Raw genomic sequence first — 17,930 nt, forward strand, 5'->3', positions numbered from 1 at the left:
AACTTCAGTGGTCCGCCGCGCAAGGGGGCCATGCGGCCGTCCGGCGGCGCGCCCGATGCGGCGACGGCAGGCCGCGCCCGCTCAACGGGCGGTGCCGAAGTCCTGGGTCCAGTAGCTGTTGGGCTGTGCGAGACCGACGCCGATCTCCTTGAACGTGCAGTTGAGGATGTTGGCCTTGTGGCCCGGGCTGGCCATCCAGGCCGCCATGACCTGCTCGGGAGAGGCGTAACCGTAGGCCACGTTCTCGCCGTACGCGCTCCAGGTGTACCCGGCACGGGTGAGCCGGTCTCCGGGGGAGGAGCCGTCGGACCCGGAGTGCGACATGTTCTGGTGGAGCGCCATGTCCTCACTGTGTGCCTGTGCGACCTTGGACAGGGTCGTGTTCAGGGTCAGGGCCGAACAGCCCACCTTGCTGCGCTCGGCATTGACGAGTTCCACGATGCGAGCGACGACTCCGGACGCCGTGGCGGTGGCCGTCGGGCTGCTCGACGGCTTGGGGGCCGTGGAAGCGGCGGCGGTGGTGTTCCGGGTGCTGGGGGACGCGGTGGTGGCGCTGGGCTTGGGAGCGGTGGTCCGTGCGGGGTGCCAAGGCGCTGTGGCCTTCGGCCTCGGCCTGATGGTCTTCCTGGCACTCGCGGAGACGTGCGTAGTCGGCCTGGCACTCGCGGAGACGTGCGGAGTCGTCCTGGCACGCGCGGAGGCGCTCGGAGTCGTCGTGGCGCTCGGCGCCGCCGATGCCGTTCCCGAGGGCTCGCCGGCCTGGTCGGCGTTCCAGGGGCGGGCCCAGTTCGCGTCGTTCCACCAGTCCTTCGTGTTCCACGAGTCCTTCGCCGCGGTGTTCTTGGCGCTGTCGGAGCGGTGTCCGCCGCTGTCGGGCCAGCTGGTACAGGCCATGGCGGCGGACGGTATGCCCACGGTGCCCACGGCGACGGCAGCGATGACTATCCGCCGGTAATGCGCGTTCTTACGATGTCGACCCATGAGTAACCGGCTCCTGAGCTGCGGCGGCGTCCTGCGGGTCGTCATTCTTAGGGCGCCTTCACAAGGAGCGCAAAGGGCCTTGGTACTAACGCGCTTCGTAGGCTCGGGCGGCCCTGGTCGCGGGAGTGGGGAGCGCCGGTCTTGTCTCCGGGGTTGCTGCGAAATTCTGTCGTCCCGTCAGAATCCGTGTGTGCGCGCGGAACGGACGAAGGTGGCCCGTGCGCGGAAAGCCGTGAATCCGGCCGCGGCGCACGCGCGCGCCAAGCCGGACAAATCCCATATGTCGCCAGAGCGGCTTCTACTATCGGGCACGCATAGGTCAGGGATCCGTTGTGGCGGATGTCACGGAACCATGTGTTCCGGTTCTGGTCCGACGTGGATGCCGCGGGTCGGAGCGCGGAGTGGGCGAAGCTCGTCGGGTAGGAGGCGGCCCTGGCAGCGGGGCGGCACTCGCGTCGATTTCCGGCGCCGTCACCCTGGCGCCGGACGGCATCTGCAGCCTCGTGGACAAGCTGCAGGACCATGCGACCGCCGCCCACGGCACGGGGGTCACGTTCCTCCCGAGCGTCTTCGGCCGCCCGCACCTGGTGGCCGTCCACGCGCCCGGGGGGCAGCCGGTGGTGCAGTACCCCGTCGCCGAGCCGAGTCCATCGGGCCGGTGTCGCTGGAAACGGTCAGGCTACGACTGGAGGCACTCGCCCATCCGGTACGGCCGCGGCTGGTGCGCACCCTGGCCCGCGGCCCGCGCACCACCGGTGAGCCGGCCCACGCCTGGGAACTCTCGCCACCGGAAGTCTCCCGCCCCTGGCTGTCCTGTGCCGCGCGGGCCTGCTCACGGCCCCGCGGCAGGGCCGCTACGTTCGTTACACCGTCAGTCTGCCCGACCTGACGGCCCTGGTGGCCGACCTGCTGGCGGCCGTGCTGCGCTGAGCAACTCCGGTCTGCGGCAACCGACTCCGGGCATTCCGGAGAGTGAGTGGCCGCTCTGCCTGTCTCCCGTACTGTGGCTTCGCATGACCGACTCCGAGACCGAGATCACCGCAGAGCTGGTGCGCGACCTTCTCAAGGACCAGCATCCGGACCTTGCGGGGCTGCCCGTCCGGGAGGTGGCGGGCGGCTGGGGCAACCAGATGTGGCGTCTCGGGGACGAGTTGGCCGTGCGCATGCCGCGCATGGACGGTGCCCCGGACCTCCTGCGCAAGGAGTGCCGGTGGCTGCCTGTCCTGGCCCCGCGTCTTCCGCTCCCGGTTCCGACTCCGGTGCGGATCGGTGAACCGTCCGTGCGCTTTCCGAAGCCCTGGAGCATCATGACGTGGGTCCGCGGCGAGCCACTGGACCACACCTCGATCAGTCGCGGCGACCACGCGGCCGACACTCTGGCGGACTTCCTCAGGGCACTCCATGTGGAGGCGCCCGCTGAGGCGCCGGCCAGTTCGGACCGCGGCGCTCACCCCAAGAAGTGCACCGACGGCTTCGAGAGGTTCTTGCACGCCATCGCCCCCGGCGGCATCGCCGTCGAGCTCCGGGCCGTCCGGGCCGTCTGGGACGACGCTGTCGCGGCCCCCGAGTGGGAGGGCCCGCCGGTATGGCTGCACGGCGACCTCCATCCCGCGAACGTCGTCGTCTCGGACGGGACACTCTCGGGCGTGATTGATTTCGACGCCATGTTCGCCGGCGACCCGGCGTGGGACCTCGCGGCCGCGTGGGTGCTCCTTCCCGCGGGCGCGGGCCCACGGTTCTTCGCGGCGTACGCGCAGGCGGACGAGGCGACGGTCCGGCGCGCCCGAGGGCTGGCCGCCATGAAGAGCCTCTTCCTCATCCTCATGGGCCAGAACGGGGAGCTAGGTCTTCCTGGCGGCAAGCCGACATGGGGACCCGCGGGCCGGGCGGCGCTCGACCGTGTCACGTCCAGCCTGAACCGGCCCGCTCGCCCATAGACCCCGCTGCCACCTCGGCGCGAGGCGCACCGAGTTCAGGGCCGTGTGAGGATGCGGATTCTCAGGAACGCGAAGGACGCAAGGCCGTACATCCGGGAAACCGGCGACTCGTGGTGATGCGTCGGTGCCCCGCTAGCCGAGCTTCCGCAGCACCTCGGCGATGGTGGCCCGGTAGGTCCGCAGCGCCCGCAGCCCGGCGGCGTAGCGGTCGCGGTGCCGTGCGATGTCCACGGCCTGCTGCCGCGCCCGTGCCGCGTGCCAGAGTTCGGCCGTACGGTGGCGGCGTTTGCAGGTGACGTCGGCGACGGCGGTGGCCCGCTCCCGCCGTGTATGCCGGGTGTTGCCGTCACTGCCCCGCTGCCAGGCGGGGTCCGTGTACGCCGCGACGGGGTCGGGATAGCGCGTGAACCCTTGGTCCGCCACACAGCGGGACCACACGTCCCAAGCCGCGCGGAGGCGCGGGTCCCGCTTGACCGCCTTGTCGACCTCGACCGCCCGTGTACCTGCGTAGAGCCAGTCCCGCTTGAGGTCGATGCCGCGCAGCAGCCGCCGGCTCGCCTCGGCGTTGCAGGAGGGGAAGTCCGCATACTCGGCGTTGGTCATCCGACGGCCCTTCGGGCGAAGGGTCGGGGACTTGGCCGGGTCCCAGCCGTAGCCCCAGCGACGGGCGGTGGCGAGGTCCAGGGCGCCGTAGTCGGTGCTGACCGCGGTGGCGACGATGGGATCGCTGGGGTAGCGGGGGTCGAGCGGGAAGTCCCGGTGGCCGCGCTCCGCCATGCACTGCCGGACCAGCAACGCCGACGCCCGCTGCGATCGCTGGTAGTCCTGCGGCGTGTAGTCGTAGCGGTCGGCCGGCAGGGGGCCGAGGTCGGACGCCGTGCGGATGATGTCCGCAGGCTCGGGACCGGAGACGCAGATCGCGGCCAGCACCGCCACGACACCCAGTCGCCACCCCCGCCTCGTCATGCGAGGGATGCTAGCGGGCGGCGTGCAGCGGTCGGCCGTGGCCCTCGGCACCAGCGGTCCTGCCCGGCGACACAGTGTCCTGTTAGCGTCCTGCGGTGATCTCTCTGGGGGAACCCGCGTTCTTCACCCGCCTGCGCGACGCGCGACGGGTGCTCATCGCCGGTGCGGGCGGCGGCTTCGACGTGTATGCCGGACTGCCGCTCGCACTCGCGCTGCGGTCCGCGGGCAAGGAGGTGCACCTCGCCAACCTGTCCTTCGCCGACCTGTACGGCCTGGACCTCGACGTGTGGGTGGACCAGGACGTCGCGGCCGTCCGGCCCGACACCCCCCTGCGCGGCGACTACTTTCCCGAACGGACGCTCGCCCAGTGGCTCGCGACGCAGGATCTGCCGTCGACCGTGTACGCGTTCCCGAGCATCGGGGTCGGTCCGCTGCGGGCGGCCTACCGGACGCTGATCACGCATCTCGGCGGTGTCGACGCGGTCGTGCTCGTGGACGGCGGGACCGACATCCTGATGCGCGGCGACGAACACGGTCTCGGCACACCGGAGGAGGACATGGCGAGCCTGGCCGCCGTGAGCAGGCTCGACGAGGTCCCGTACCGGCTGGTGGCCTGCCTCGGCTTCGGGGTGGACGCGTATCACGGCGTGAACCACTCGCTCGTACTGGAGAACCTGGCCGCCCTGGACCGGGACGGCGCCTATCTCGGAGCGTTCTCGCTGCTCGGGGCGGCGCGGGAGGGCGCGCTCTACCTCGACGCGGTGGCGCACGCCCAGCGCCACACCGCGAGCCACCCGAGCATTGTGAACGGATCCGTCGCCGCCGCCGTGCGCGGTGACTTCGGCGACGTCCGGTTCACGGAAAGGACCAAGGACGGCGAGTTGTTCGTCAACCCGCTGATGGCCCTGTACTTCTGCGTGGACCTGCCTGGACTGGCCCGCCGCAATCTCTACCTCGACCTGCTGGAACGGACTTCGCTGATGCGGCAGGTGAGTTCCGTGATCGAGGAGTTCCGCACCACCCTGCCCCGCCAGCGTCCGCCACGGGCATTCCCGCACTGAGCCTTCCGCCGGCAGGGGGTGAGACGGCGACAACGAACGCATCGGTGCGGTACACCGCTGTCACTGATCCCGTTTAGGTGCGTGAGCCGGATCAAGTCGCAGGAAAGTACCAGTCAAGCACCACCCACTGACAGCCAGCCGGGCGCCCCGCGCCTACAGCATTCCTACGGGTGATGTCTCTGATCCAGATACCCGCCCATGCCGGGTGACAGCGCAGGTCACAATTCCAATGCGGTCCCGCGGTCCAGCTCCAGGCACGAGGGCTGGGGCAGGGACTGTGAAGGGCGCAGGATTATGTATCCCTCCTGATGTCGCCGATCGCACCTATCCCGCAGCCGGCAACTCCGTCGGCGGCATAGGTGGCTCCGGCTCATCCTGTCGTTCCGACGCCCGCCGATTCTCCTCCCGCAGCGACGTCAGCCACGGCCACAGATCTGGCAGCTGCTGCCGCGGGCACGCCAGCCGGTGCTCGATGCGGCACCGCTGCTCTGCGACTGGCGGCGCCACCGCGTACACGGTCACCGTCCCGTCGACCAGTGTGATCCACCGGTGCTCGGGCGGCACCGTATGCACCAACGGATCCATGCCGGGTTCGAGCATCACCCAGTCGCGATCCTGGGTCGCCACTCGCTCCTGCGGCAGCCCGCAGTACGGGCATGTGAACGTCGTCGTGTTGAGTCGGGCTAAGCCCTCATCCGCCCCCATGCATCGAGCGTGCGCCGCCGAGCAGATCTGGCGGGAGAGCGCGAACCGGACGGGGCGTCAGAGACGGCCGAGACGACGGACAGTCAGAGACGGTTCGGCGGGCGTCATCTGCATGCACAAGCCACACTGCGGCAGGCCGAGATCGTATCCCCCAGGTGACGGCTGGGCTCGTACCTCAATGGGCGGCTGCTCCGTCGCCGGCACCAGCGGCATCCGCATTGACGGTATCCCGCGGTGACCAAATCAGTACTCTTTGTGACAGCAAGGCAGGAGGGGGAGGGGCTGTGGACTGCGACTACTGCCACGGGCGCGGCTGGTGCCCGTACTGCCACGGCGGGACACCAAGGCCGGAACGGGAAGCGAAAACGAACCAAGGAAGCTGCCTGCAGACCATCGGCTGGACGGTGGCGGTCATGGCCGTCCTCTCGTACTTCATGTCCCACACCCACGAACAGCATCCACTCGACAAGCTTGACGATCTTCGGAACTGGGTGACCGGTCACCTGCCGCATCTTGAGCGGTGAAGGGGCCCCAGCCGGCGCGACTGGGGGCTCGGTGGGTCACGTCAGCCGGCTCGTCTCGAAGGGCGGCGGCAGATCAGGCAGTTCCACGTCGAGCACCTGCGCGAGCAGGTAGCGCGTCGTCGTGTCCCGCTCGAAGTCCGAGCGGCCCGCCGGTAGCGTCAGGAACAGACGGCCGTTGCTGCGCCGGCCTGCTGCCCCGGAGAAGGTGCAGTCCGAGACCCGCGCGACCGCTGGAGGGGTGACGCCGTAGCGCCCCGAGGCGTAGACGCGCCTTGGCCGCGGGTTCGCCGCGAACAGGAGTTCCGTCGACGAGCCGGGTCTTCCCGGGAGGCACCAAGCGCTGTTCCCCTGACGTTCAGCGGCGGATGCAGTTGGGAGATCGGTTCCCTTTCCAGCGGGACCGGATCGGAGTGTTCGTTCCAGATGAGGGTGAGGTGCTGGTGCACCATCGTGGATCCTCGGCGGTCCACCCCGTCCAGCGGCGCCAGACCATCTCCGACCAACTGTCGTTCGTAAGGAAGCCTCATCCGGGGCGAGTGACTCTGCGTCTGGGGAGCGTCAGCGAAAGCGATGCGCGCTTCATTCTCCCCAGATTCTCCCCAGCGACCTTGAGCGGGGCTTCCGGCGGCCGATCTCGCTCCCGTGAGTCCCCGCCCCGACCTTTCGAGGGCCGGTTACTCAGAGCCAGTCCTTCCGCTTGAAGATGAGGTACAAAGTGGCGCATACGATAGCCATCAGGACGATCGCGAAGGGATATCCGAGTGCCCAGTGCAACTCAGGCATCTGCCTGAAGTTCATCCCGTAGATCGTTCCGACCAGCGTCGGAGCGAACAGAATGGCCGCCCAGGACGAGATCTTCTTGATCTCCTCGTTCTGTTCGAAGCCCGCCTCCGCCAATGCTCGCATCTCCGCGTTCTGTTGCTGGGTGACCAGGGTCGCGTTGACGGTGAGGATTTCTGTGAGGGCCTGGCGGAAGCCGTCCACGCGTTCGCTGATGTGGGTGACGTGGTCGGCGACGTCGCGGAGGTAGCGCTGGAGTTCCTCGTCGGTCTCGTACTTGGTGAAGCCGGCCATCAGGCCGTGCAGCATCCCGACGAGCGGGCGGGTCGCGCGCTGGAACTCGACCATCTCGCGGGAGAGTTCGTAGATACGGCGGGACACCGACGGGTCGCCGCGGAAGACCTCCGTCTCGATCTCGTCGATGTCGTTCTGGACGCCCTCGACGACCGGGGCGTAGCCGTCGACCACCGCGTCGAGTATCGCGTAGAGGACCGCCTCCGGGCCGAGCTTCAGGAGGTCCGGGGAGCCCTCCATGCGGTGGCGGACCGCCGAGAGGTCCGGGGCCGCGCCATGCCGGACCGTGATCACGAAGTCGGGGCCGACGAACACGTGCAGTTCGGCGAAGTCGACCTCCTCCGGCGCGTCCAGATACCGGGCGGCCCGCAGGACCACGAAGAGCGTGTCGCCGTACCGTTCCAGCTTCGGGCGCTGGTGTGCCTCCATCGCGTCCTCGACCGCGAGCGGATGCAGGTCGAACTCGGCGGCCAGGGAGAGGAGTTCGTCGGAGGTGGGGCGGGCCAGGCCGATCCATGCCATGCCCGAGGGCGTGTCGCGCAGTTCGCGGTATGTCTCCGCGAGGGTCGACGGTGTCGAGACACGCACCCCGTCGCTGTACAGCGCCGCCTCCACGATGCTCGGCGACTCGCCGGACTCCGCGGCCGACGAGGCCCCGGGCTCCGGCAGCTCGGCGGTGTCCTGCTCCGCCGTCACTGCGCGGCGCCAGACGGACCTTCTGGTGCCCCGGCCGTTCCTGCCGTTCGCGGAGTTCTTCGAGGCCGGGCTGGGGCGTCGCTCGGACATCGCGGCCGCCTCTCGGTGGAGCCTGCATCGGCGTGGGCTGTGACTGGTGTGATCCGAGTGGTCCGGGTGATCACGCGTGATCGGTGAGTCTCGGAGCAGGATATACGGGGCATACGGCCCCGGCGGAGGGATTCGAGGACGGGATTCGGTGAGAGACGCGGACAGGAGGTGTCCGCGTTCGGCGTTAGCGTGCCCGGTATGACGAAGCAGCCGTCCGGCCCGGTCCTCGGCAGCCGCGCCCTCAACCGCGCCACCCTCGACCGGCAGCTCCTGCTGCGCCGCTCACCCCGGTCGGCGAAGGACGCCGTGGCCCACCTCGTCGGCCTGCAGGCGCAGAACGTCAAGCCGCCGTACTACGCCCTCGCCGCCCGCCTCGACGGCTTCACCCCCGAGCGGCTGTCCGAGCTCATGGCCGACCGGGAGGTGGTCCGGATCGTCACCCTGCGGTCCACCATCCACACCCACACGGCCGCCGACGCGCTCACCCTGCGCCCGCTCGTGCAGCCCGCCCGGACCCGGGAGCTGACCGCCTTCCGTACGGGCCTGGCCGGTGTCGACCTGGACCGGCTCGCCGCGCTCGCCCGGGATCTGGTCGAGGCCGAGCCGCGCACCATGGCCGGGCTGCGCGAGGCGCTGCGCGCCGAGTGGCCGGACGCCGACCCACAGGCCCTCGCCATCGCCGCCCGCTGCACCCTGCCCCTGGTCCAGGTCACCCCGCGCGGGCTGTGGGGGCGGTCCGGACAGGTCGCCCTGACCACCGCCGAGCACTGGCTCGGCCGCCCCGCCGAGCAGGTCTCCACCCCTGACGCCACGGACACCGCCGTCCTGCGCTACCTCGCCGCCTTCGGCCCGGCCTCCGTCAAGGACATGCAGACCTGGGCCGGTCTGACCCGGCTCCGCACTGCCTTCGAACGGCTGCGGCCCCGCCTCCTCACCTTCCGGGACGAGAGCGGCGCCGAGCTCTTCGACCTGCCCGACGCGCCACGCCCCGACCCCGAGCTGCCGGCCCCGCCCCGCTTCCTCCCCGAGTTCGACAACCTTCTCCTCTCCCACGCCGACCGCACCCGCGTCGTACCGCCCGAGCACCGGGGCCGCGCCTGGCAGGGCAACCAGGCCTACCGCACCCTGCTCGTCGACGGCTTTCTGGCCGGGGTGTGGAAACTGACGGAGGACGCGCTGGTCATCGAGACTCTCGGGCCACTGAGCGGCGGGGCGGCGGAGCGGGCCGCGATCATCGAAGAGGGCGAACGGATGCTGGCCGTCCTGCACCCCGGCATGTCCTACGACATCCGGTTCGGGACCGTCGTACCGCAAGCCGGTCGTTGAGCGACCTGTCCGCCCGGTCCGGCGCCGCCACCGTCACGCTCGGCCCCGCCCAGCCCGTTCGCGCCGAGCTCGCCGTCGCCGGCCGGGCCCCCGCGACACCGAACTCGAGCGGGACCTCGTCAGGCGCGGCACGGACGCGTTCGTGGACGCTTACAAGATTCCCGCCGGGACCGTGCAGGTCTGGATCCACGAGGTCCCGGCCGGCAGCTGGGGCGCGGCGGGCACACTCACCGCCGACAAGTAGCCGGGCCGGGACATGGATAGGGGGCGCTGCGGGCTGCTCGTGGTAGCCCGCAACGCCCCCTGGTCACTCACCTGAGGGATGCTCAGGAGTTCTTCTGGTGAGGAGTCACGAGTTGACCTGCGCGGTCACCAGGTCCGAGAAGGTGGTCAGCCGGGTGTAGACACCCGGGTAACCGGCCTCCGCGCACCCCTCCCCCCAGGAAGTGATCCCTGCCAGGACGCCCCCGATGAGCAGGGGACCGCCGCTGTCGCCCTGGCAGGTGTCTGTGCCGCCGGACGTGTATCCGGCGCAAACCATGTCGGTCTGGACGAAGTCCGAACCGTAGGAGCTCTTGCAGCTGGAGTCGGACACGATCGGGACGGTCGCGGTCCGCAGCTGGTTGGAGGAGCTGCCGTTCTCCGAGGTGGTGCCCCAGCCGAGGATGCGGGCCGTGGTGCCGGCCGCGTACAGGCTCGTCTGGGACGACGTCACGTACGACGCCGGGGTGTACGACATCGACGTCGACAGGGTCAGGACGGCCACGTCGTCGCCGTTGGTGGCGTCCGTGTAGTCCGGGTTGATCCAGATCTTGCTGACCCGGCTCACCGTGCCGTTGGTGCCGTTCAGGTACGTGCGGCCGCCGACCACGCGGACGCTGCTGGTGGACTCGCCCTCCATGCAGTGCGCGGCGGTCACCACCTTGGTGGCGGACACCAGGGTGCCGCCGCAGAACTGACTGCCGGACGCGTCCGTGATCTGCATCATGAACGGGTACGCGGTCGTCGTGGTGGTCGTACCGCCGACGATCGGTTGGGGGGCTGCCGACGCGGTGGGGGACGCGATCAGCGCGGTCGCCGCGGCGGCGGCGGTGGCCACCAGGGCTGCGGCGGTCTTTCTTGCGCGGTGGTGCCCGAACATGAGTCTCCTCAGTGGGGGTTGCCGGTGGGGGTCGCGCGGGTGTGGGGGGTGCAGCACGGGGGTCGCGGGACCGACCCCCGTATGCCCGGGCGAGCGGCACATCCATAAGCTAGGACCCGGAACCCCACCCTCCCAATGAGGGAACCCCCTAGGGGGATGGGGGAGGGAAAACCCTCGGTCCGCCTCAGTTAACCGGGAGCGCTCTCACTTCGCGCGTCGCCCTGCCGCCAAACGGACTATGTCCACGCGCGATCGAATGCCCAGCTTGCGGTAGACCCGGGTGAGCGTGGCCTCCACCGTCTTGACGCTGACGAACAGCCGGGCGGCTATCTCCCGGTTGGTGGCACCCTCCATGACCAGTGCGGCGACCTGACGTTCCATCGCGGCCAGCCCGTCCAGCGCGTCGAGCGCGGCCGGCGCCTCGACCGCTGGCTCCGGCGCCGAGACGGCCTCGTCCACCTGCCGCAGCCACGGCAGCGCCCGGCACCGCCGGAACAGCCGGGTGGCCTCGTCGAACGCCGTGGGGGAGCGCCGGTCGTGCAGGGCCGCCCGGGCGAACGCGGCCCGCGCCTCCTCCAGGCCGTAGCCCAGTTTGGCGAACCGGTCCTGAGCCGAGGTCAGCTGGGCGACAGCCGCGTCGTGTTCTCCGTGCGCCGCCCGGACCAGTGCCTCGGCCCGGTCGAGCGCGGCCAGAACACTCTCCCGGCCGAGTCGGAGCGCGTGCTGACGGGTGACGTCGATGACGTCCTGCGCCTCGGCGGACTCACCCACCCGGACGAGTGCCTCCGCGAGGTCCCCCTGCCAGCGGCCGCGGGCCGGGTCGGTGATGCCGAGGCTCTGCTCCAGCTCCCGTACCCGGCGCAGCGAGCGGACGGTGCCCGCCGGGTCGCCGGCCACCAACTGGGCGTATCCGAGGGCGCCCAGGGCCCGGGACAGGTACATCGTGTCGCCGTCCTGCTCGGCGTGTTCCACCGCCTCCCGGGCGAGTGCCAGGCCCCGGTCCACGTCGCCGCCGGAGGCCTCGGCCAGCGAGGTGAGCATCGCGGAGGCGGTCTCGCCGATCCCGGAGTCGTGGGCCAGGCGCAGGCCCTCCCGGGCCAGGTCCAGGGCCCGCCCGCAGTGCCCGGAGCGCAGCTCGGTCTCGGCGAGCCCGCGCAGGAAGTGCACCTCGCTCTCCACCTGCCCGCGTCGGCGCACCTCGCGCAGCAGCGCGGTGACCGTGGCCCGTGCCTCGGTCAGCTGGTCGCCCATCACCAGCCAGCGGAACCTGGCGCTGCCCGCCCCGTTGTGGTGGCAGGCCACGTTCGGGTCCTGCGGCTCCTTCAGGGCGCGCTTGATGGTGGCGGGCGCCGCCGGATGGCCCATCAGGGTCTCGACCTGGGCCTGGAGGGAGAGCGCGAGGAGTTCGGTGCGCCGGTCGCCGCCCTGCGCCGCGAGGTCCGCGGAGTGCGCCGCCGCCTGCCGGGCCTCGGTGAAGTCGCCGCCCACGATCAGCGCCCGCCAGGCCAGCTGGTAGTGGACCTTGCCGAGCAGGCGCGGGTCGTCACCGGCGTCGGCGAGGGCGTGCGGGAAGGCCGCGTCGACCTCGGTCATGGTGTGTCCGGCGGAGTCGATCACCAGGATCCAGGCCCGCACCCGGTCCCCCGGACGGGTGGCGTGGGTGAGCACCTCGCGGGCGATGTCCTGGGCGAGGTCGATCTCGCCCGCGCTGGTCGCGTCCTCGGCCGCCTGGAGCCGGCGCTCGTCCGGGGTGGGCGTGTGGTCGCCGGGGGTGTGCCGGGCGGCGAGCAGGCCGATCTGCGCGGCCACCGAGGGCGCGCCCCGGTCCCGGGCCTCGGTCGCGGCCTCGGCGAGCCGGTCGGCGACCTCCGGGTCGGTGCCGGTGGTGGCCAGGGCCAGGTGCCGGGCCCGCTCGATCGGGTCGGAGGCGGCCGTGGACAGCGCCGCGTGCGCGGCCCGGCGCTCCTGTGCGGGCGCCTCCGCGTACAGGGCGGCGGAGATGAGCGGATGCGCGAAGCGTACGGCGGGACCCTCCGGCTCGGTCGCCAGCAGCCCCAGTTCGGCTGCCTGGGCGCACTCGGCCTCGGCGTTCTCCCGGCCGGCCGCGTGCAGCAGGGCCTGGGTGGGGCGGGCGCCGGCGCTGGCCACCAGCAGGGTGCGGCGGGCCTCGACGGAGAGCATGTCGAGACGGCTGAGCACCAGCGCACGCAGCGAGGTCGGCACCGGCAGCGGTTCGCCGGGGCGGGGCGGGGTCGGGTTCTCGGTGAGGGCGCGACCGAGTTCCAGGGCGAACAGCGGGTTGCCGCCGCTGGTGCGGTGGATCTCCCGGACCGTGGACCTGGTCAGGCCGGTGTGGCCGCGGTGGTCGAGGAGCTCGGAGACCTGTCTGCGGTTGAGCGGGCCGAGGCGGACGGCGACGGTGTCCGGGGGCGACGCGCGTAGGTGACGGTCGTACTCCTGGCCCTCCGTGCGGACCGCGCACAGCAGTTGGACCGGGGTGCCGCCGAGCCGGCGGGCGGCGAAGCCGAGGAGTTCGGCGCTGGCCGGATCCAGCCACTGCAGGTCGTCGGCGACGATCAGCACCGCGCCCTCGGCGGCCAGCACGCGCAGCGCGGACAGCACCGCGAGGCGCAGGGCGAGTCCGTCGCGCTGGAGGGTGGACTCGCCGCGGCCGGTGAGCGCCGATTCCAGGGCGGTGCGCTGGGCGCCGGGCAGGTGGGCCGAGACGTCGTCGAGGACCAGACCGAAGAGGTCGGCGAGGGCGAGGAACGGAAGATGGGATTCGGACTCGGTGGCCGAGCAGCGCAACACGGTGCGGGCGGTGCCGGCGTATTCCGCGTCCAGTGCCCGCAGGACCGTCGATTTCCCTATTCCGGCGGGCCCGTGCAGGAGGACGCTGCCGCCCGAGGCGAGCTGCTCCCGGGCGGCCGCGACCAGCTCCGCCCGGCCGATGACCAGGTCGGGGCGGCATCTGGCAGGCTCCTGGAAGTCCCGTCGCACGGTCACCGCTCCCCTCGTGTGTCGTGTCCAAACCAAATTCTAGGCAATGAACCGTGAAATCCGGCCGAACGGCGTGGTGAGGGAAATAACAGCGGCCTTGCAGATAGCAATTCACAGCGCGTCCGCATGAATGGAATGGGTCCCCTCCGGCTATGGCAACAACCCCGTCCGACGAGCCGCCGACACCGCCTCCCCCCGGGTGTGCGCGCCCAGCTTCCGCATCGCCGAGCGCAGGTAGCCCTTGACCGTCTCGGGCCGCAGCCCCAGCCGCTCGGCCACCGCCGCGTTGGTCGCCCCGGCCGCCACCCACGCCAGCACGTCCAGTTCCCGCGGCGCCAGGACCGCCTCGGCCACCGGAGCCGGGGCGGCGGTCAGCAGCCCGCAGGCGGCGATGACTTCGGCACGCAGCTCCGCGTCGGCGATCCGCGGCGCGAGAGCCCGCAGCGCGGCATGCGCCTCCCGCACCTGTTCCCAGGCGGCCCCCGGATCCGGTGCGACGGCCGGTTCCGGCCGCGCCGCCGCCAGCAGTCCCCGGGCCTCGTCCTGCACGACCAGCGCCTGCTCCACGTCCCGGGCCGCCGCCACCGCCGCACCCAGCGTGCGGTCGCCCAGTGGCTGGGCGGTGCGCAGCGCCCCGTACAGCACGCCCCGCACCCGGCGCCGTACCACCACCGGCACCGCCAGCACCGAGCGGATGCCCTCGGCCGCCACCGGGATGTCGTACTCGTGGCTGATCTGCCGGGAGGCCGAGTAGTCGGTGACCGCGCACGGACGGCCCAGCGCGACCGCCCTGCCGCCCAGGCCGTTCCCCGAGGTGACCGCGAGCGCGCGCAGCGCAGCGGTGTTGGTGCCGGTCAGCTCGCTGATCCGCACCTGCGTCCGGCCCGCCTCGACCAGCCCGCCGAAGGCGATCGGGAGCCCGGTGGTGCGCCGGAGTCTGGACAGCGCACCGCGTATCTCCACCACCCCCGCGACCTCTGCTGCCACCTGTCCTGCCCCTTCGACCCCGGCTTCGTGCGGTCCACACCCCCGTTCGGGGGTAGTGAGACCTGCATCACGGATTACACGATGCCAGAGAGCCGCCCGGCAATGGTCCGGTACTGAAGGAGACGCGTATGACGAGTGCGACGGAGGAGTTCCGCAGGGCACGGGACTTCCTGCTGGAACACCGTACGGACTACGCCACCGCCTACGAGGGTTTCGCGTGGCCGCGTCCGGACCACTTCAACTGGGCGCTCGACTGGTTCGACGTCATCGCCGAGGGCAACGACCGCACCGCGCTGCACATCGTCGAGGAGGACGGCTCCGAGACGAAGCTGTCCTTCGCCGAGCTGTCCGAACGCTCCGACCGGGTCGCGAACCATCTGCGTGCGCGAGGCGTCGAGCCGGAGGACCGCATCCTGGTCATGCTCGGCAACCAGGCCGAGCTGTGGGAGACCGCGCTGGCCGCGATGAAGCTGCGTGCCGTCGTCATCCCGGCCACCCCGCTGCTCGGCCCGGCCGACCTGCGCGACCGCGTCGACCGGGGCCGGGTGAAGCACGTGCTCGTGCGGGCCGAGGACGCGGCCAAGTTCGCCGAGGTGCCGGGAACGTACACGCGGATCGCGGTGGGCGGTCTGCCGCCGTCGGAGGCGGGGCCCTGGGAGCCGTACGAGGACGCGTACACGGCCTCGGCCGACTTCGTGCCGGACGGGCCCACCCTGGCCGACGACCCCCTGATGCTCTACTTCACCTCGGGCACCACCGCCCACCCCAAGCTGGTCGAGCACACCCACACCTCGTACCCGATCGGGCACCTGGCGACCATGTACTGGATCGGCCTCAAGCCCGGTGACGTGCACCTGAACATCTCGTCGCCGGGCTGGGCGAAGCACGCCTGGTCGAACCTGTTCGCGCCGTGGAACGCGCAGGCGACGGTCTTCATCCACAACTACTCGCGCTTCGACGCGGGCCGGCTGATGGCCGAGATGGACCGGCACGGGGTGACGTCCTTCTGCGCCCCGCCGACGGTGTGGCGGATGCTCATCCAGGCCGACCTGACCCAGCTGCGCACCCCGCCCCGCGAGGTGGTGGCGGCCGGTGAGCCGCTCAACCCCGAGGTGATCGAGCAGGTGCGGCGGGCCTGGGGGGTGAGCATCCGGGACGGGTTCGGGCAGACGGAGACGGCCGTGCAGGTGTCCAACAGTCCGGGGCAGCGGTTGAAGACCGGGTCGATGGGCCGTCCGAGCCCCGGGTACCGGGTGGAGCTTCTGGACCCCGTCAGCGGTGCTCCCGGGGCGGCGGAGGGCGAGATCGCGCTGGACCTGTCGGCGCGGCCGGTCGGCCTGATGACGGGTTACCACGGGGACGCGGACCGGACGGCGGAGGCGATGGCCGGGGGCTACTACCGCACCGGGGACATCGGCTCCCGGGACGAGGACGGGTACATCACGTACATCGGCCGCGCGGACGATGTGTTCAAGGCGTCGGACTACAAGATCAGTCCGTTCGAGCTGGAGAGCGCGCTCCTCGAACACGAGGCGGTGGCCGAGGCGGCCGTCGTGCCGGCGCCGGACGAGCTGCGGCTCGCCGTGCCCAAGGCGTACGTCGTCCTTGCGGCGGGCTGGGAGCCGGGACCGGACACGGCGAAGGTGCTCTTCGAGCACTCGCGGCAGGTCCTCGCGCCGTACAAGCGGATCCGGCGCCTGGAGTTCGCCCCGCTGCCCAAGACCGTGTCGGGGAAGATCCGGCGGATCGAGCTGCGCGAGGCCACCGCGGCCGGCTCGGCCGGCGAGTACCGCGAGGAGGACGTCCGGTGAGCTCGTCGTACACGCACGGCACGAGCGGCACCACGCTGCTCGGCGACACCATCGGGGCCAACCTGGACCGGGCCGTCGCGGCCTGGCCGGACCGCGAGGCGCTGGTGGAGGTGGCGACCGGCAGGCGCTGGACGTACGCGCAGTTCGCCGTCGACGTCGACCGGTTGGCCTGCGCGCTGCTGGCGAGCGGGGTCGCCAAGGGCGACCGGGTGGGCATCTGGGCGGTCAACTGCGCCGAATGGGTGCTGGTGCAGTACGCCACCGCCCGGATCGGCGCGATCATGGTCAACATCAACCCGGCCTACCGCACCCACGAGGTCGAGTACGTCCTCAACCAGGCCGGGATCTCCCTGCTGTTCGCCTCCGTGCGGCACAAGTCCAGCGACTACCGGGCGATGGTGGAGGAAGTGCGGGGCAGGTGCCCCGAGCTGCGGGAGACCGTGTACATCGGGGACCCGGGCTGGGAGGCGCTGACCGCCCGCGGGACGGCCGAGAGGGGAGCTGAACTGGCTTCCCGGGCAGCCGAGTTGTCCTGCGACGACCCGATCAACATCCAGTACACCTCGGGCACGACCGGCTTCCCGAAGGGGGCCACGCTCTCCCACCACAACATCCTCAACAACGGTTACTTCGTGGGGAAGTTGATCGACTACACCGAGCAGGACCGGATCTGCGTCCCGGTGCCCTTCTACCACTGCTTCGGCATGGTGATGGGCAACCTGGCCGCCACCTCGCACGGCGCCTGCATGGTGATCCCGGCCCCGTCCTTCGAGCCGAAGGCAACCCTGGAGGCGGTCCAGCGGGAGCGCTGCACCTCGCTGTACGGCGTCCCGACCATGTTCATCGCGGAGCTGAACCTGCCGGACTTCGCGTCCTACGACCTCTCCACGCTGCGCACCGGCATCATGGCGGGCTCGCCCTGCCCGGTCGAGGTGATGAAGCGGGTGGTCGCCGAGATGCACATGGCGGAGGTCTCCATCTGCTACGGCATGACGGAGACGTCCCCGGTCTCGCTCCAGACCCGGATCGAGGACGACCTGGAACACCGCACCGGCACCGTCGGCCGGGTGCTGCCGCACCTGGAGGTCAAGGTCGTCGACCCGGCCACCGGGGTCACCCAGCCCCGGGGCACGGCGGGCGAGTTGTGCACCCGCGGCTACAGCGTGATGCTCGGCTACTGGAACCAGCCGGAGAAGACGGCGGAGGCCATCGACCCCGGGCGCTGGATGCACACCGGCGACCTGGCGGTGATGCGCGACGACGGGTACGTCGAGATCGTCGGCCGCATCAAGGACATGATCATCCGGGGCGGCGAGAACATCTACCCGCGCGAGATCGAGGAGTTCCTCTACGCCCACCCCAAGATCCGGGACGTCCAGGTGGTCGGCGTACCGCACGAGAGGTACGGCGAGGAGGTCCTGGCCTGCGTCATCCCGCACGATCCGGCCGCCCCGCCGACCCTGGAGGAACTCCGCGCCTTCTGCGAGGGCCGCCTGGCCCACTACAAGATCCCGAGCCGCATCCAGATCCTGGAGACCTTCCCGATGACGGTCTCGGGCAAGGTCCGCAAGATCGAACTGAGGGAGACCTACAGCGCCCCGTAGGGGGGCGGGGCTGTGTCGATATGCGGC

14 protein-coding genes and 2 pseudogenes are annotated in these 17,930 nt (G+C 71.1%); 9 read left to right on the forward strand and 7 right to left on the reverse strand.

Annotated elements, in window-relative coordinates; translation table 11 throughout:
- Positions 1 to 81: 81 nt before the first annotated feature.
- Complete coding sequence (locus OHB00_RS39085; RefSeq protein WP_406442138.1) at positions 82 to 438, reverse strand: CAP domain-containing protein; 357 nt, start codon at positions 436 to 438, stop codon at positions 82 to 84.
- Between the two features lies 1 nt (position 439).
- On the opposite strand from OHB00_RS39085, the gene OHB00_RS39090 reads away from it, so the two are divergent.
- The 3 genes and pseudogenes from OHB00_RS39090 (at position 440) to OHB00_RS39100 (ending at position 2,918) form a co-directional block, all read left to right on the forward strand.
- Positions 440 to 955 (forward strand): hypothetical protein, encoded by a 516-nt coding sequence (locus OHB00_RS39090; RefSeq protein ID WP_406442140.1) that lies wholly within the window; start codon positions 440 to 442, stop codon positions 953 to 955.
- Between the two features lie 460 nt (positions 956 to 1,415).
- Positions 1,416 to 1,911: pseudogene (locus tag OHB00_RS39095) on the forward strand (DUF5937 family protein); the annotation flags it as partial.
- Between the two features lie 83 nt (positions 1,912 to 1,994).
- On the forward strand, positions 1,995 to 2,918 hold the full coding sequence (locus tag OHB00_RS39100; RefSeq protein WP_406442142.1) for an aminoglycoside phosphotransferase family protein: 924 nt from the start codon (positions 1,995 to 1,997) through the stop codon (positions 2,916 to 2,918).
- Between the two features lie 132 nt (positions 2,919 to 3,050).
- On the opposite strand, the gene OHB00_RS39105 is transcribed toward OHB00_RS39100, so the two are convergent.
- Positions 3,051 to 3,884 (reverse strand): hypothetical protein, encoded by an 834-nt coding sequence (locus OHB00_RS39105; protein ID WP_406442144.1) that lies wholly within the window; start codon positions 3,882 to 3,884, stop codon positions 3,051 to 3,053.
- 95 nt (positions 3,885 to 3,979) lie between these two features.
- Between OHB00_RS39105 and OHB00_RS39110 the strand changes: the two genes are divergently transcribed.
- Positions 3,980 to 4,945 carry a DUF1152 domain-containing protein gene (locus tag OHB00_RS39110; protein ID WP_406442146.1) on the forward strand — a complete coding sequence of 322 codons (966 nt, stop codon included), beginning with the start codon at positions 3,980 to 3,982 and terminating at the stop codon, positions 4,943 to 4,945.
- A gap of 324 nt (positions 4,946 to 5,269) precedes the next feature.
- Here OHB00_RS39110 and OHB00_RS39115 read toward each other — a convergent pair whose 3' ends face one another.
- Positions 5,270 to 5,650, reverse strand: a complete 381-nt coding sequence (locus tag OHB00_RS39115) for a DUF6083 domain-containing protein (RefSeq protein ID WP_406442148.1) — start codon at positions 5,648 to 5,650, stop codon at positions 5,270 to 5,272.
- A 284-nt stretch (positions 5,651 to 5,934) separates the two neighbouring features.
- Between OHB00_RS39115 and OHB00_RS39120 the strand changes: the two genes are divergently transcribed.
- On the forward strand, positions 5,935 to 6,174 hold the full coding sequence (locus tag OHB00_RS39120; protein ID WP_406442150.1) for a hypothetical protein: 240 nt from the start codon (positions 5,935 to 5,937) through the stop codon (positions 6,172 to 6,174).
- A gap of 678 nt (positions 6,175 to 6,852) precedes the next feature.
- On the opposite strand, the gene OHB00_RS39125 is transcribed toward OHB00_RS39120, so the two are convergent.
- A complete protein-coding gene (locus OHB00_RS39125; protein WP_406442152.1) occupies positions 6,853 to 8,034 on the reverse strand; it encodes a magnesium and cobalt transport protein CorA in 1,182 nt (393 codons plus the stop codon).
- A 198-nt stretch (positions 8,035 to 8,232) separates the two neighbouring features.
- On the opposite strand from OHB00_RS39125, the gene OHB00_RS39130 reads away from it, so the two are divergent.
- Together OHB00_RS39130 and OHB00_RS39135 are read left to right on the forward strand one after the other, a co-directional pair.
- Complete coding sequence (locus OHB00_RS39130) at positions 8,233 to 9,360, forward strand: winged helix DNA-binding domain-containing protein (RefSeq protein ID WP_406442154.1); 1,128 nt, start codon at positions 8,233 to 8,235, stop codon at positions 9,358 to 9,360.
- Between the two features lie 100 nt (positions 9,361 to 9,460).
- Positions 9,461 to 9,604, forward strand: a pseudogene (locus OHB00_RS39135) (tautomerase family protein); the annotation flags it as partial.
- A gap of 105 nt (positions 9,605 to 9,709) precedes the next feature.
- On the opposite strand, the gene OHB00_RS39140 reads toward OHB00_RS39135, so the two are convergent.
- The 3 genes from OHB00_RS39140 to OHB00_RS39150 form a co-directional block, all read right to left on the reverse strand.
- Positions 9,710 to 10,501 carry a S1 family peptidase gene (locus OHB00_RS39140; RefSeq protein ID WP_406442156.1) on the reverse strand — a complete coding sequence of 264 codons (792 nt, stop codon included), beginning with the start codon at positions 10,499 to 10,501 and terminating at the stop codon, positions 9,710 to 9,712.
- A 204-nt stretch (positions 10,502 to 10,705) separates the two neighbouring features.
- Positions 10,706 to 13,507 (reverse strand): AAA family ATPase, encoded by a 2,802-nt coding sequence (locus OHB00_RS39145; protein ID WP_406442157.1) that lies wholly within the window; start codon positions 13,505 to 13,507, stop codon positions 10,706 to 10,708.
- A gap of 144 nt (positions 13,508 to 13,651) precedes the next feature.
- Positions 13,652 to 14,488 carry a response regulator transcription factor gene (locus OHB00_RS39150; RefSeq protein WP_406442159.1) on the reverse strand — a complete coding sequence of 279 codons (837 nt, stop codon included), beginning with the start codon at positions 14,486 to 14,488 and terminating at the stop codon, positions 13,652 to 13,654.
- 128 nt (positions 14,489 to 14,616) lie between these two features.
- On the opposite strand from OHB00_RS39150, the gene OHB00_RS39155 reads away from it, so the two are divergent.
- Both OHB00_RS39155 and OHB00_RS39160 read left to right on the forward strand, forming a co-directional pair.
- A complete protein-coding gene (locus OHB00_RS39155; protein WP_406442161.1) occupies positions 14,617 to 16,299 on the forward strand; it encodes an AMP-binding protein in 1,683 nt (560 codons plus the stop codon).
- Positions 16,296 to 17,903 carry an AMP-binding protein gene (locus OHB00_RS39160; protein ID WP_406442162.1) on the forward strand — a complete coding sequence of 536 codons (1,608 nt, stop codon included), beginning with the start codon at positions 16,296 to 16,298 and terminating at the stop codon, positions 17,901 to 17,903. The genes OHB00_RS39155 and OHB00_RS39160 overlap by 4 nt, the downstream gene beginning before the upstream one ends.
- Positions 17,904 to 17,930 lie beyond the last annotated feature (27 nt).

It is taken from the genome of Streptomyces sp. NBC_00631 (assembly GCF_045206895.1).
In the GTDB taxonomy this organism is placed as follows: domain Bacteria; phylum Actinomycetota; class Actinomycetes; order Streptomycetales; family Streptomycetaceae; genus Streptomyces.